Here is a 14,097-nt window from a genome sequence, read left to right on the forward strand (position 1 = left end):
GATCGTGCTCGTACTGGACGTACTTGGATGATGCGACAACGCAGCGAGGTGCCGTGCCGGGCGTCCCGGGCCCCCGAAGATCCGCCGGACAGGGCCCAGGACGAGTGGGTCTGGCCGGGTCCGCCTGGTGGGCCCGTTGTCTCGATCGCCGGGCGGGCTCGACGAGTCCGCCCGGCTCGGCTTTCAGTCGAGGTAGCCGCGCAGTTGGTCAGCGAACGCGTGGTCGCGGAGTTTGTTCAGGGTCTTGGACTCGATCTGCCGGATCCGCTCGCGCGTCACACCGAAGATGCGGCCGATCTCCTCCAGCGTGCGAGGGCGGCCGTCCGCCAGACCGTAGCGGAGCTGGACGACCTTGCGTTCGCGCTCACCGAGCGTGGAGAGCACCGCCTCCAGATGCTCGCGGAGCAGCAGGAACGCCGCAGATTCGACGGGTGAGGCGGCGTCGCCGTCCTCGATGAGGTCGCCGAAGGCGACATCGTCCTCCTCCCCCACCGGGGCGTGCAGCGAGACGGGTTCCTGGGCGAGCCGCAGGACCTCGCCGACCCGTTCGGCGGTCAACTCCAGCTGGCCGCCGACCTCTTCGTGGGTCGGCTCGTAGCCGCGCTCCTGGAGCATGCGGCGCTGGACGCGGACGACGCGGTTGATCAGCTCGACGACATGGACGGGCACACGGATGGTACGGGCCTGGTCGGCCAGCGCGCGGGACATCGCCTGGCGGATCCACCACGTCGCGTATGTCGAGAACTTGTAGCCGCGCGCGTAGTCGAACTTCTCCACGGCCCTGATCAGGCCGAGGTTCCCCTCCTGGACGAGGTCGAGCATCGTCAGTCCGCGGCCGACATAGCGCTTGGCGACGGAGACGACGAGTCGCAGATTCGCCTCGATGAGCCGTCTCTTGGCCATCCGGCCGCGCACGACGAGCCGGTCGAGGTCGAGAGCGAGCTGGGAGTCCAGGTCGGGCGTGGAGCCGAGTTTCTCCTCGGCGAAGAGGCCGGCCTCGACGCGGCGCGCGAGGTCCACCTCCTCGACGGCGGTGAGCAGTTGGATCCGTCCGATCTCCCGCAGATACTGCCGGAAGAGGTCGGACGAGGGCCCGCTGCTGTCGGCCTTGCCTCGCGGGCTGACGCGCTCCGGGACCTCGGGGATGTCCACCGGGTCCTCGGTGACGGTCTCCGGGGCGGACTCGGGGGTCGACTCGGGGGTGACCCCGGAGGTCGACTCGGGGTGGTGCGCGGCGCGGCTCTGCGATGGGACCGCCGGCACCAGGTCGGTCTCGGTCAGGGTCTGGGTCCGGGTCTGCACGGGGGCGGCCTCCAGGGTGATCGCTGCCGGATCGGGGGCGTGCGGCAGCGGGACGTGGGCGGCCGGGCCGCCGTCAGTCCCGTACACGATGAGCGGATCCGCGGGGGTGAGTGGCCCACCGTGGGTGGACCGGCCGCGCTCCGAGAACACAGGCACCGCTGCCCAGTGTGGGGTACATCGCACTGCCGCCACGAGAGGCGTGCGAGGACTTTCTGAGTCCCGTGCGTAACCGGGCAGTTACCGAAGGATGTTTAAAACAGCGGGAGTTGGGACCGGTGGGGCGGGAGAGGCGGCGGGGGTACGGAGCCGGGTCCACCCGGTGGGCGGTTCGTCCTCGATCGCCGGAAGGGCCGGTTTCGCGGACGCTAGAGCGCCGCCGCGCCGCTGTTGCGCAGTGACTGGCGGTACTGCTGGAGCACCCACAGCTCGTTCTGCACGGCCTGGTGCCGTTCGGCGTCGTCGCCCGTGCCGAGGCGGGCCAGGGTGCTCGTCACGTCGTGGATGCGGATGTCGACGGCCCGCAGCCGCACCCGTACCAACTGCTCCCCCGCGTACGCCTCGTCGATCGTCTTGCCGTGGAACACCTCCACCGCCAGCTCCGTGACCAGCGCGCGCACCGCGTCGTTCGGCGCGGCCTCACGGACCCCGGCCAGATATTCGGGCGCCGAGACGATGCCCTGCTCGGCGCCGCCCGCGTCCTCGACGGCGCGGCGGACCGCGGCGTACGGCGGGGCGGTGAACTCGTCCACTCCGTACGCGTCGAAGGCCGGGGAGACCAGCTCCGGGCGCTGGAGGGCGAGCTTCAGCAGCTCGCGCTCGGTGCGGTGGGCGGGGCTGCGGAGGTTGAGCGCGGGGCCGGAGAGGGCGGGGGAAGCGGAGTCGTACGAGCCCTGCGGGCCGTTCGGCCGGCCCCCGCGGCCGTCCGCCGGGCCCGCGGGTCCGCGTCCGCCCCGGTCACGGGCCCAACGGGCCATCTGGGCCACACGCTTGACCACGAACTGGGTGTCCAGGATGCCGAGGATGCCGGCGAGCTGGACGGCGACCTCGTGCTGCGACGCGCCGTTCTTGATCCGGGCGACGATGGGGCCCGCCTCGTCCAGCGCGGACGCACGACCCGCCGGGGTCTCCAGGTCGTACCGGGACACGATCTGGCGGATCGCGAACTCGAAGAGCGGCGTGCGCGGTTCCACCAGGTCCTGGACCGCCGCGTCGCCCTTGCTTAGCCGCAGCTCGCACGGGTCCATGCCGTCGGGCGCGATCGCGATGTACGTCTCGGCGGCGAACTTCTGGTCGTCCTCGAAGGCGCGCAGCGCGGCTTTCTGGCCCGCCGCGTCCCCGTCGAAGGTGAAGATCACCCGCGCGCTGCCGTTGTCCATCAGCAGCCGGCGCAGGATCTTGATGTGGTCGGTGCCGAATGCCGTGCCGCAGGTGGCGATGGCGGTGGTGATACCCGCCAGATGGCAGGCCATCACGTCCGTGTAGCCCTCGACCACCACCGCGCGGCTGGCCTTGGCGATGTCCTTCTTCGCCAGGTCCACCCCGTAGAGCACCTGCGACTTCTTGTAGATCGCGGTGTCGGGGGTGTTCAGATACTTCGGCCCGTTGTCGTCGTCGCGCAGCTTGCGGGCGCCGAAGCCGACGACTTCGCCCGAGATGTCCCGGATGGGCCACATCAGCCGGCCCCGGAACCGGTCGATCGGACCCCGGCGGCCGTCCTGGGAGAGTCCGGCGAGCAGCAGTTCCTTGTCGGTGAAGCCCTTCCCGCGCAGGAAGCGGGTCAGATGGTCCCAGCCCGCCGGGCTGTAACCCACCCCGAAGTGCTCGGCCGCCGCCTGGTCGAAGCCCCTCTCGGCCAGGAACTTCCGGCCGATCTCGGCCTCTTCACTGCCGAGCCGCTCCACATAGAACTCGGCCGCGGCCTTGTGCGCCTCCACCAGCCGGATGCGCTCGCCCCGCTGGTGGGAGGGGTTGTAGCCGCCTTCCTCGTACCGCAGCGTGATGCCCGCCTTACCGGCGAGGCGTTCGACCGTCTCGGAGAAGGAGAGATGGTCGATCTTCATCACGAAGGCGATGGTGTCCCCGCCCTCCTGGCAGCCGAAGCAGTGGAAGAGACCCTTGCTCGGACTGACCTGGAAGGACGGGGACTTCTCGTCGTGGAAGGGGCAGAGCCCCTTCAGGTTTCCGCCGCCGGCCGGGCGCAGTTGCAGGTACTCGGACACGACGGTGTCGATCGGGACCGCGTCCCGAACCACCTTCACGTCATCATCGTTGATCCTGCCTGCCACGCGAGAATTCTACGGGGACGTACCGACAGTCCCTTACGCCCGGTCCACGGACCGGCCCGGCGGACCGGCCACACGGGCCGGCGCGCGGGTCGGCGCGCGGGTCGGCGCGCGGCCGGTCAGGTGCCGAGCGTGTCCAGCGGCACCGTCGGGTCGGCGAGCGCGTCGAGATCCTGCCGGGCGCCGGAGCGGATGAGCCGCTGGATGTCGCCGGTGACGTCCCACACGTTGACGTTCATCCCGGCGAGCACCCTGCGGTCCTTGAGCCAGTAGGCGATGAACTCCCGTTTTCCGGCGTCGCCGCGCACCACCACCTGGTCGTAGCTGCCGGGCGGCGCCCAGCCCGAGTACTCCAGACCCAGGTCGTACTGGTCGGAGAAGAAGTACGGGAGCCGGTCGTACGTCACGTCCTGGCCGAGCATCGAGCGGGCGGCGGCGGGGCCGCCGTTGAGGGCGTTGGCCCAGTGCTCGACGCGCAGCCTGTCCGCCGACAGCTCGGTGCCGGGCAGCGAGAAGGGGACGGAGGCCACGTCGCCCGCCGCGTAGATGTCCGGGTCGGAGGTGCGCAGCGCCAGGTCGACGGCGATGCCGCCGCCGTCCTCGCGCCCCACGAGGTCGAGTCCGGCCGCCTCGGCGAGACCGGTGCGCGGCGCGGCGCCGATCGCGGCGAGCACGTCGTGCGCCAGGTGCTCCTCACCGTCGTCCGTACGGACGGAGAGCACCATGCCGTCCTGGCCGACGATCTCGGTGAGCCGGGCGCCGAAGTGGAACCGTACGCCGTGCTCGCCGTGCAGCTCGGTGAAGAGCTGTCCCAGCTCCGGGCCGATGACCTGGTAGAGAGGCGTCGGGTGCGGCTCGACGACGGTGACCTCGGCGCCGTACCCGCGGGCGGCCGCGGCGACCTCCAGGCCGATCCAGCCGCCGCCGGCGATGACGATGTGGCCGTTGTCGCGTCCGAGGGCGGTGAGGACGTGGCGCAGCCGGTCGGCGTGGGCGAGCCTGCGCAGATGGTGGACGCCGGCGAGATCGGTGCCGGGGATGTCGAGGCGGCGCGGTTCGGAGCCGGTGGTCAGGAGCAGTTTGTCGTAGCGCACGGAGGTGCCGTCGCCGAGGTGGACGCATCGGGTGTCGCGATCGATCTCGGTGACCGTCTGGCCGAGGTGGAGTTCCACATGATGCCGGGCGTACCAGGCGGGCTCGTGGACGAAGACGCTGTCGCGTTCCTCCTTGCCAAGGAGGAAGCCCTTGGACAGCGGGGGGCGTTCGTAGGGGTGGTCTCCTTCGTCCCCGATGACGATCACTCGGCCGGTGAATCCGTCGGAACGGAGGGTTTCCGCGGCCTTCGCCCCGGCCAGCCCACCACCGACGATGACGAATGTCCGATGTGCGTCGACCACTTGATGCCTCCTCTTTACGCTGCCGCCATCTGTGAGCGTCCCGCACGGAGCGTGATGGCGAAAGAGGGGAGGCTCCACGGGCATGGTTCCGGCTTGATGTGGCTACCTTGCTACACGCGTCACCCCATGGCGGGGCGGCTCGGCCGCTTCGGCCGTTGGCTGAATATGACGGGTGCGGGATGCGGGGCGCGGGGCGGCCGGGTGGTGAACCACCGTGATCAGGTGCGTCCCGTGAGTGCCGTGTGGAGCGAACGCGCCGCGGCATCGGTGAGGGAGGCGATCTGGTCGACGATCACGCGCTTGCGTGCGCGGTCGTCGGACGCCGTCTCGAAGAGCGCGCGGAACTGCGGGTCCAGCCCCTCGGGCGCGCGGGCGGTCAGCGTCCAGGCGAGTTCGGCCAGGACGATCCGCTGGTCCGCGCGGAGGGATTCCTGGTCGGCGCGCTGCATCACATAGCGGTGGGCGACGGCCTTGAGTACGGCGCACTCGTCGCGTGCCTCGCGCGGGACGACCAGCGAGGCGCCGTACCGGGTGAGCCGGCCGGTGCCGTACTCCGCCCGGGTCGCGCCCTCGGCCGCGAGACAGAACCGGCCGATGAGCTGGCTGGTGGCGTCCTTGAGCCTGGCCTGTGCGACGGCCGTCCCGTCGTAGCCGTGCGGCCACCACTCCTGGGCCATGAGACGGTCGAGGGCGGCGGCGAGTTGGTCCGGGTCGGTGTCGTGCGGTACGTAGCGGCCGATCGCGACCGTCCAGATCTCGTCGCGTTCGGTTGCGGAGAGCAGCGCGCCCGGGTCGACGTGGCCGGCGTGCAGGCCGTCCTCGAAGTCGTGGACGGAGTACGCGACGTCGTCGGCCCAGTCCATGACCTGGGCCTCGAAGCAGGTGCGGTTCGGCGGGGCGCCGCGCCTGGCCCATTCGAAGACCGGCAGGTCGTCCTCGTACACACCGAACTTCACCGAGTCCGGGTCGGTGGGGTGGGCGCCCTGCGGCCAGGGGTACTTCGTCGCGGCGTCCAGGACGGCGCGGGTGAGGTTGAGGCCGACGCTGACGAGGCGGGCACCGCCGCCGGCCGCCGCCTCGGCCTCGACCGCCGCCTCGGCCCGTGGCGTGGTGACCTCGGGGGTCACCGAGTCGGCGCGGACGAAGCGCTTGGGTTCGATGCGGGTGAGCAGCCGCAGCGACTGGGCGTTGCCCTCGAAGCCGCCGCAGTCCTTGGCGAAGTCGTTCAGCACCTGTTCGCCGTTGTGGCCGAACGGCGGGTGGCCCATGTCGTGCGAGAGGCACGCCGTCTCCACGAGGTCCGGGTCGCAGCCGAGCGCGGCGCCGAGTTCGCGGCCGACCTGGGCGCACTCCAGGGAGTGGGTCAGCCGGGTGCGCGGGCTGGCGTCCCACTCCTGGCTCTGCGAGCCGGGTGTCACGACCTGGGTCTTGCCGGCGAGACGGCGCAGGGCTGAGGAGTGCAGGACGCGTGCGCGGTCGCGCTGAAAGGCGGTGCGGCCGGGGCGCTTGTCGGGCTCGGCCGAGAAGCGCCGGGTGTCCGCCTCGTCGTAGGGGCTGCCGTCGTGAGGTGCGGTGATGCCTTCCATGCGACGAAGGTAACCGGCTCGGTGGCCGGGGCGGGCTCCAGGTGCGACCGCGCCTCGTCGTAGCGGAGCAGGAGGAGACGGGCCAGGTCCGGGTGGTCGCCGAGTGGGGCGGCGGCGATCCAGGGCGCGTGGGCGGCCGAGCGGGTGGCGAAGTGGCCGGGGGCGGTGAAGTACGACGCCAGGGCGATACGGCTCCGGCCGCGTGCGGTCAGCTCCCGGACGGCGTCGGGGACGGTGGGCGCCGCGGCCGACGCGTACGCGGGGACGACCGGCACCCCCCCGAGCCGTGCGCCGAGGAGCGCGGCCGTGCGCCGGGTGGCCGCGGCCGACCGGGGGTCGCGTGATCCGGCGGCGGCGAGGACGACACCGGTGTCGTGCGCGCGGTGCGGCTCGTCGCGCCAGCCGGCCTCCACGAGGCGGGCGTACAGCGTCTCGACCAGCAGGGGGTGCGGGCCGAGCGGCGCGGCGATCGTGGTGCGCAGCCGGGGGGTGGTGGCCGCGAGGCGCGGCAGGTCGTGCGTGACGTGGTGGCCGGGTCCGAGCAGCAGCGGTACGAGTACGGCCCGGCCGCCTCCCAAGGAGGTGAGTGTGTCGGCGAGGGACGGTTTCTCGATCTCGATGTGCCCGAGCCGGACGGTGAGTCCGGGGCGGTACTCCTCGACCCGCCGCAGCAGGGCCCTGATGGTGCGCAGGGCGCGTGGATCACGACTGCCGTGGGCGACGACGACAAGAGTGGGGGCGAAGGCGGGGGCGAAGGCGGGCGGCTCGTCCATGGGCCGATCCTGCGGGGCGGACGTTGCCGGGTGGTTGCGGTGTGTGTCGCGGAGGTTTTCGGGGTGCTCACAGGCGGGACCCGCCCGCCGCGAACTCTTCGGCGGCGCCGAACGTCGTACGGAGTACGTACGGGACGCACGTACGGATGGAAGGCCGGACGACGGGGGCTCATGTTCATGCCGAAGATGCCACGGCTGCGGAAGGCGCGGCCGCGGTTGACGCCGTTGACGCGATTGCGCGAGGCACGGGAGCGGCTGCGGTCGCGGTTGCCGGCGCGGCTGCGCGAGGTGCGGCTGCGCGAGCTGAGGCTGCGCGAGCTGAGGCCGCCCTCCGTACGGCTGCCGAGGACGCGGCAGGGACAACGGCGCGGCGCGCAGGCCGTCATGGTCGGGTGCGTGCTGGCGCTGACGCCCGCCACGTGGATGCACACGACCGCCGACGCCCGCATCCGTTCCGTCGCCGACGTGCCCGCGCGGGATGTCGCCGTCGTGTTCGGGGCCGGTCTGCGCGACGGCGCGCCGACGCCGTATCTGGCGCACCGCCTCGACGCCGCCGCCGAACTGTACGAGGGCGGAAAGGTGAAGGTCGTCCTCGTCACCGGGGGACAACAGCCGCGAGGAGTACGACGAACCGGACGCCATGCGGACGTATCTGACGGCGCGTGGGGTGCCGGACGGCCGGATCGTCAGCGACTACGCCGGCTTCGACACCTGGGACTCCTGCGTCCGGGCCAAGAAGATCTTCGGCGTCGAACGGGCGGTGCTCGTGACGCAGGGCTTCCACGTACGGCGCGCGGTCGCGCTCTGCCGGGCGGCGGGCATCGACTCCTACGGCGTCGGCGTCGCCGAACGGCGCGACGTGACCTGGTACTACGGCGGGGTCCGGGAGCTGGCGGCGGCGGGAAAGGCGGCGCTCGACACGGTGACGCGGCCCGATCCGCACTTCCTGGGTCCACGGGAGACGGGTGTGACGGAGGCGCTGGCGAGCGGCGGACCGTGACCGGCCACCGGGAGGCCTCACAGTGCCGGTCGGCCGCGCGGGAGGTGCGCGTGTCGGAGGCGTAACCGCGTACGGCCGGGGCCGTAACACCCGCGTCGCACGCTGGCGCCATGACCGATGCCGCCGTCCCGACCCACTGCCCGTACTGCGCGCTCCAGTGCGGGATGAGCCTGCGGCCCACGGCGGACGACCCGGGTGTCGAGGTCGTCGAGCGCCCCGACTTCCCCGTCAACCGGGGCGCGCTCTGCGGCAAGGGCCGTACGGCGCCCGCCGTGCTGTCCTCGCGGGTGCGGCTCACCGAACCGCTCGTGCGGCGGTCGGCGGGCGGCGCGCTCGAACCGGCCGGCTGGGACGAGGCGCTGGCCGCTGTCGCCGCCGGGCTCGCGCGGACACGGGCGGACCACGGCCCGGACGCGGTGGGTGTCTTCGGCGGGGGCGGGCTGACCAACGAGAAGGCGTACACGCTCGGCAAGTTCGCCCGCGTCGTGCTCGGGACCTCGCAGATCGACTACAACGGGCGGTTCTGCATGTCGTCGGCGGCGGCGGCGCATCAGCGGGCGTTCGGGCTCGACCGGGGGCTGCCGTTCCCGCTCGCCGACATACCCCGTACGGGGTGCGTGATCCTCGTCGGTTCCAATCTCGCCGAGACCATGCCGCCCGCGCTGCGCTATCTGACCGAACTGCGCGAGAACGGCGGCACGTTGATCGTCGTGGACCCGCGCAGGACCAGGACCGCCGAGCAGGCGGACCTCCATCTGGCGCCCCGGCCCGGTACCGATCTCGCCCTGGCGCTGGGCCTCTTGCACCTGGTGGTGGCGCAGGGCCGGACGGACGAGGCGTTCGTACGGGAGCGCACGACCGGCTGGCCGGAGGCCAGGGCGGCGGCGATGGCGCACTGGCCGGAGCACGTCGAACGGGTCACCGGGGTCCCGGTGCCCCAACTCCGCGAGGCCGTCCGGATGTTCTGCGAAGCGCCGACGGGCATGGTGCTCACGGCGCGCGGGCCCGAGCAGCAGTCCAAGGGCACCGACACCGTGGGCGCCTGGATCAACTTCTGCCTCGCGACCGGGCGCGCGGGCCGGCCGCTGTCCGGCTACGGGTGTCTCACCGGCCAGGGCAACGGTCAGGGCGGGCGTGAACACGGCCAGAAGGCCGACCAGTTGCCCGGCTACCGGAATCTGACCGACCCGGCCGCGCGGGAGCATGTGGCGCGGGTGTGGGGCGTGGATCCCGACGAGCTGCCGGGTCCGGGGCGCAGCGCGTACGAACTGCTCGACGCACTCGGCGGCGATGTGAAGGCGTTGCTGCTGATGGGGTCGAACCCGGTCGTCTCGGCGCCGCGCGCCGCGCACATCGAGGGGCGGCTGCGATCACTGGACTTCCTGGCCGTGGCGGACGTGGTGCTCTCGGAGACGGCGGCGCTCGCGGACGTCGTGCTGCCGGTGGCGCAGTGGGCGGAGGAGACCGGGACGACGACGAGTCTGGAGGGGCGGGTTCTGCTGCGGCGCAGGGCGCTGAGCCCGCCGGCGGGCGTACGGAGTGATCTTCACGTGCTGCACGGGCTCGCGGAGCTGCTCGGTCACGAGAAGGGGTTCCCGGCGGATCCCGAGGAGGTCTTCGAGGAGCTGCGGCGGGCGTCGGAGGGCGGCCCGGCCGACTACTCGGGGATCACCTACCGGCGGATCGCGGCGGAGGACGGGGTGTTCTGGCCGTGCCCCGGGGAGAGTCACCCCGGCACGCCCCGGCTGTTCCTCGACCGGTTCGCCACCGAGGACGGGCGGGCCCGCTTCGTGCCCGTCGTCCACCGGCCGGCCGCCGAGGAGACGGACGCGGAGTATCCGGTGCTGCTCACGACGGGGCGGGTCGTCTCGCAGTACCAGTCCGGTGCGCAGACCCGGCGCGTCGACGAGTTGAACGCCGCCGCGCCGGGTCCCTTCGTGGAGCTGCACCCGCGGCTCGCGGAGCGGCTCGGGGTGGCCGAGGGCGACCGGCTCGCCGTGGTCTCACGGCGGGGCCGGGCGGTCGCCCCCGCGCGGATCACGACGGCGATCCGCGCGGACACGGTCTTCATGCCGTTCCACTGGCCGGGCGAGGGCCGGGCGAACAACCTGACGAACCCGGCGCTCGATCCGACGTCGAGGATGCCGGAGTTCAAGGTGTGCGCGGTGCGCGTGGAGCCTGCGGAGCCCGTGCAGCCTGCGGAACCCGCGAGTGACTAGTGCTGTGGCCGGACGGGCTCATTCAGCCCCCGGAATCACCGGCAGCAGCAGATACGACGCGTGGTCCCCGCCCGTGTGGACCGTGGTGTGCCCGTCGTACGTCCCCGCCACCCGGTCACGGTCGTCGTTGTGCAGGAACGGCCCGCAGCCGGTGAGGTCGTTCTTCAGGTTGGACAGCCGGGCGCTGGGCCCCGGGTAGACGTAGTCCTTGCCCCGCACCTGGAGCGCGATCCGGTACCCGGCCGGGACGACCAGACAGGTCGGCAGGATCTCGATGTCGAGCGCGTACACCTCCCCCGGCTCCAGCGGCTCGGCGCGCTCGTGCAGGTGGTAGGGGCGGTGGGCGGTGGACAGTTCGGGGTCGAGCCGGCGGCGGGACGCCCGCAGCCAGCCCTGCGCGACGGGCGTGTGCGGGTCGAGCGCGCCCTGGAAGACGACTTCGTCGCCGGTGGGTGAGTAGACCCGTACGACGAGGAACAGGTCGGCGTCGGTGGTGCTGCTGGAGACGTACAGCCGGGCCGCGAGCGGGCCGGTGATCTCGGTCTCCTCGGTGAGCGGCGGGGTGCTGAACTCCACGCCGTCGCCGAGCGCGGCGAACTCCGCCGGCGCGGCGTCGGCCGGTGCCCCTTCGGCGAGGGACGAGCCGGCGGCGTCCAGATGGAGTTTCGTCCACCGGGTGGACGGCAGCGGCCAGGCGTCCTCGCCGCGCTCCGTGAAGGTCGCGTCGACGTGCCGGACCTGCAACTGCAACGCCGGGCGGTCCTCCCAGCCGTTCGGCTCGTCCTTGAGGTAGCGGTCGAAGAATCTCTTCTGGAGGTCGACGCCGTAATCGGTGTAGAACAGCGGCCAGTGCGCGTGGCCGTGCATCTCCAGCCACTTGGCGCCGGACGCCGCCCGGACGAATCCCTCGACGTTGCCCCGCAGATGCAGGCCCTGTCCGCCCCAGTTGCCGCAGCTGAGTACGGGGACGTCGATGGCGTCCCAGTCGGCCGACCGCTCCCGGTGGTAACTGTCGTAGAAGGGGTGCGCGGCGATGTCGGCGCCCAGATCGGTGCGGTTGGCGGCGAGTTCGGCCGCGTCGAGGAGGTCGTCGCCGCAGATGAGCTGCCCCGTGTTCGGGTCACGGCCACCGGTCTCGCCGACGCCGTACTGCACGGTCTTGACCTGCATGTCGTACCAGTTGTCCCAGAACGTGGAGCGGATGCCGCCCTGGTACGAGCCGTCCCGGTAGAAGTCCGAGGCGCCCTCCCACGGGCAGATCGCGGCGAGGTGCGGGGGCCGCAGCGAGGCGACCTGCCACTGGTTCATCGCGTAGTAGGAGATGCCGTTGAGGCCGACCCGGCCGTTGCTCCAGTCGCGGGTGCCCGCCCATTCGACGCAATCGTGGAAGTCGCGGGTCTCGCGCGGTGAGAACGGGTCGACGCGGCCCGGTGAACGGCCGGTCCCCCGCGAGTCGACGCGCACGCACGCGTAGCCGTCCGGCACCCACTTCTCCGGGTCGACGACTTCCCAGTTCTGGTACGTGTTCGAGGTGCCGGTCACGGTGTCGGGGTGGTCCCGCGCCATGGCCTTCCAGGCGCTGGGGTAACCGCGCTCGAAGGGCAGGCCCTTCGCGTACGGGCCGTACGTCATGATCACCGGTACCGGTCCGTCGGTCACCGGGCGGAACACGTCCGCGCGCAGGACGACTCCGTCGTCCATCTCGACGGGCACGTCCCATTCGATCCGCATGCCGCGGACGACCTCGGTCCGCAACGGCCGTACGTCACCGGCGTCGGGCATTTCTCGCTCCTTGCTCACCGCGCTTTCGCGGCTCTTGGTGTGGTCAGCGGTTGACGTGAAGGTGCCAGGGCGCGAGCCGGCGAAGCGCCGCCTCGGTCCCGGTGCGTGCGGCGATGCCGAGCACGGCCAGCACGAGGACGGCGACGAACGCGGCGTCCTGGTCGAACGAGCGGGCGTTGGTGAGGATGAACGTGCCGAGTCCCGGCAGGCTGGCGAGGAACTCCACCGCCACCGCGCCGACCAGCGCCCGGCCCACGGCGACCTGAACACCCGCGACGACGAACGGGAGGGTGGCCGGCAGCAGTACGTCGACCACCACCCGGGGGCGGGAGAGCCGCAGCATCTGGGCGAGTTCGGAGAGCTGGAGCGGTACGTTGCGGGCGCCGTCGCCCGTGCTGACCACGCAGGGCAGGAACGCCGAGAGCGCGATGACGGCCAGCCGGGTCTCGCCGGAGTAGCCCAGCCAGATCGTCGCCATGGGGACGATCGCGAGCATCGGCATGGCGTACAGACCGCTGACGTACGGGGACGTCAGATGGCGCAGCCACGCCACCCGTCCTACGGCGAGACCGAGTCCGGTGCCCGCGACGCAGCCGATGAGCAGGCCGAGCACCACTCCGCCCAGGGTCTCGCCCAGCGCCGTGGAGAACTCGGAGGAGGTCAGGGTCGGCCAGGCGGCCCCGGCGACGCCGGAGGGGGTGGGCAGATAGTCGGGCAGCCAGAGCCGTACGGAGAGCTCCCAGACGGCCAGGACGAGGGCGGCGACGGTCAGTTTCCCGATGATGTCGGCGCGTCGGCCGACGGGCCGGTCGGTGCCCGGACCACGGCGCCGGGGCCGCTTCCGGGCGGGCGGGGCCGCGGCCTGCGCCTTCGTTGTCATGGTCCGCTGTGTCATGACCGCACCTCCCGCCACCGCGCGAAGTAGCCCTCGACGGCCCGGCCGCAGCCCATCAGGGCGACGGCCAGCACGGACACCAGCAGGGTCAGCCCGAGCACGGTGGCCGAGTCGAACTGGGTGCTCGCGGCGAGCAACAGCCCGCCCACGCCGCTGGCGTTGAGGAAGAACTCGGCGGCGAGGGTGCCGACGAAGGCCATCGCGATGCCCTGCCGTACGCCGGTCATGGCGTACGGCACTGTGTGCGGCAGCAGGACGTCCTTCCAGATCCGCCACTCGCTGCTGCGGAACGTGCGCGCGACTTCCAGCAGGGTGGTCGGCACCCGGTGTGCTCCTTCGGCGGTGTTGACGGCGATGGGGAACACCGCGGTCAGGAAGACCACCAGCGTCTTGGCCGGCAGCCCGAAGCCGAACGCCGAGAGGATCAGCGGGGCCAGGGCGACGATCGGAACGGACTGGAGGGCGAACAGCAGCCAGTCGGTGCTGCTGCGCAGCAGCCGGGCCCGGGAGAGCAGCAGGCCGAATCCGACCCCGGCGACGATCGCGAGGGCGAGTCCGACGACGAGCAGACGGCCCGACGAGAGCAGCGCGCTGGGCAGGGTGCCGTCCTCGGTGAGGGTGCCCAGGGCCGAGAGCGAGCGGCCGGGTGTGGCGAACAGGACCGGGTCCCGCAGGCCCGCCCACTGCCAGAGCCCGAGTCCGACGAGCAGTCCGGCGGCCGAGATGCCGAGCGGTGTCAGCCGTCGGACGACGCGGCGGCCGCGCGGCGGGCCGGCCGGGGGCGCCGTCCCGGCCGGGGGCACGGCTGTGTCGGGTGGCGCCACGGGGTGCGGGGATTTGGCCGGGGACATGGCCGGGGGT

The 14,097-nt window shown here is 72.3% G+C and carries 8 protein-coding genes and 2 pseudogenes; 2 read left to right on the top strand and 8 right to left on the bottom strand.

The window, feature by feature from the left end; genetic code table 11:
- Nucleotides 1-183: 183 nt before the first annotated feature.
- The 5 genes and pseudogenes from ACFWHU_RS08050 to ACFWHU_RS08070 all read right to left on the bottom strand — a co-directional run.
- Nucleotides 184-1,458, bottom strand: a complete 1,275-nt coding sequence (locus ACFWHU_RS08050) for a sigma-70 family RNA polymerase sigma factor (RefSeq protein ID WP_387224363.1) — start codon at nucleotides 1,456-1,458, stop codon at nucleotides 184-186.
- Between the two features lie 209 nt (nucleotides 1,459-1,667).
- Nucleotides 1,668-3,587 (bottom strand): DNA primase, encoded by a 1,920-nt coding sequence (gene dnaG / locus ACFWHU_RS08055; protein ID WP_387224364.1) that lies wholly within the window; start codon nucleotides 3,585-3,587, stop codon nucleotides 1,668-1,670.
- Nucleotides 3,588-3,703: 116 nt separating this feature from the next.
- Nucleotides 3,704-4,981, bottom strand: coding sequence for an NAD(P)/FAD-dependent oxidoreductase (locus ACFWHU_RS08060; RefSeq protein ID WP_387224365.1), 1,278 nt, complete (start codon nucleotides 4,979-4,981; stop codon nucleotides 3,704-3,706).
- 218 nt (nucleotides 4,982-5,199) lie between these two features.
- The gene (locus tag ACFWHU_RS08065; RefSeq protein ID WP_387224366.1) at nucleotides 5,200-6,567 is read right to left on the bottom strand and encodes a deoxyguanosinetriphosphate triphosphohydrolase; all 1,368 of its coding nucleotides are present in this window, start codon (nucleotides 6,565-6,567) and stop codon (nucleotides 5,200-5,202) included.
- A 29-nt stretch (nucleotides 6,568-6,596) separates the two neighbouring features.
- Nucleotides 6,597-7,340, bottom strand: a pseudogene (locus tag ACFWHU_RS08070) (sirohydrochlorin chelatase); the annotation flags it as partial.
- 186 nt (nucleotides 7,341-7,526) lie between these two features.
- Here ACFWHU_RS08070 and ACFWHU_RS08075 point away from each other — a divergent pair.
- Together ACFWHU_RS08075 and ACFWHU_RS08080 are read left to right on the top strand one after the other, a co-directional pair.
- Nucleotides 7,527-8,340, top strand: a pseudogene (locus tag ACFWHU_RS08075) (vancomycin high temperature exclusion protein).
- A 110-nt stretch (nucleotides 8,341-8,450) separates the two neighbouring features.
- Nucleotides 8,451-10,559 carry a molybdopterin oxidoreductase family protein gene (locus ACFWHU_RS08080; RefSeq protein ID WP_387224367.1) on the top strand — a complete coding sequence of 703 codons (2,109 nt, stop codon included), beginning with the start codon at nucleotides 8,451-8,453 and terminating at the stop codon, nucleotides 10,557-10,559.
- A gap of 18 nt (nucleotides 10,560-10,577) precedes the next feature.
- On the opposite strand, the gene ACFWHU_RS08085 is transcribed toward ACFWHU_RS08080, so the two are convergent.
- From ACFWHU_RS08085 to ACFWHU_RS08095, 3 genes are read right to left on the bottom strand one after another with little or no spacing between them, the layout of a single operon-like run.
- A complete protein-coding gene (locus tag ACFWHU_RS08085; protein WP_387224368.1) occupies nucleotides 10,578-12,341 on the bottom strand; it encodes a CocE/NonD family hydrolase in 1,764 nt (587 codons plus the stop codon).
- Between the two features lie 43 nt (nucleotides 12,342-12,384).
- Nucleotides 12,385-13,236, bottom strand: a complete 852-nt coding sequence (locus tag ACFWHU_RS08090) for an ABC transporter permease (RefSeq protein WP_385795021.1) — start codon at nucleotides 13,234-13,236, stop codon at nucleotides 12,385-12,387.
- Complete coding sequence (locus ACFWHU_RS08095) at nucleotides 13,233-14,087, bottom strand: ABC transporter permease (protein WP_385795024.1); 855 nt, start codon at nucleotides 14,085-14,087, stop codon at nucleotides 13,233-13,235. Before ACFWHU_RS08095 ends, ACFWHU_RS08090 begins: the two co-directional genes overlap by 4 nt.
- Nucleotides 14,088-14,097 lie beyond the last annotated feature (10 nt).

The sequence above is a fragment of the Streptomyces sp. NPDC060366 genome (assembly GCF_042725135.1).
GTDB lineage: Bacteria > Actinomycetota > Actinomycetes > Streptomycetales > Streptomycetaceae > Streptomyces.

Excerpts from the sequence above, each read along its gene's own strand:
- ACFWHU_RS08065 (WP_387224366.1), bottom strand. The coding sequence starts at position 6,567 with ATGGAAGGCATCACCGCACCTCACGACGGCAGCCCCTACGACGAGGCG.
- ACFWHU_RS08080 (WP_387224367.1), top strand. The coding sequence starts at position 8,451 with ATGACCGATGCCGCCGTCCCGACCCACTGCCCGTACTGCGCGCTCCAG.
- ACFWHU_RS08085 (WP_387224368.1), bottom strand. The coding sequence starts at position 12,341 with ATGCCCGACGCCGGTGACGTACGGCCGTTGCGGACCGAGGTCGTCCGC.
- ACFWHU_RS08090 (WP_385795021.1), bottom strand. The coding sequence starts at position 13,236 with ATGACACAGCGGACCATGACAACGAAGGCGCAGGCCGCGGCCCCGCCC.
- ACFWHU_RS08095 (WP_385795024.1), bottom strand. The coding sequence starts at position 14,087 with ATGTCCCCGGCCAAATCCCCGCACCCCGTGGCGCCACCCGACACAGCC.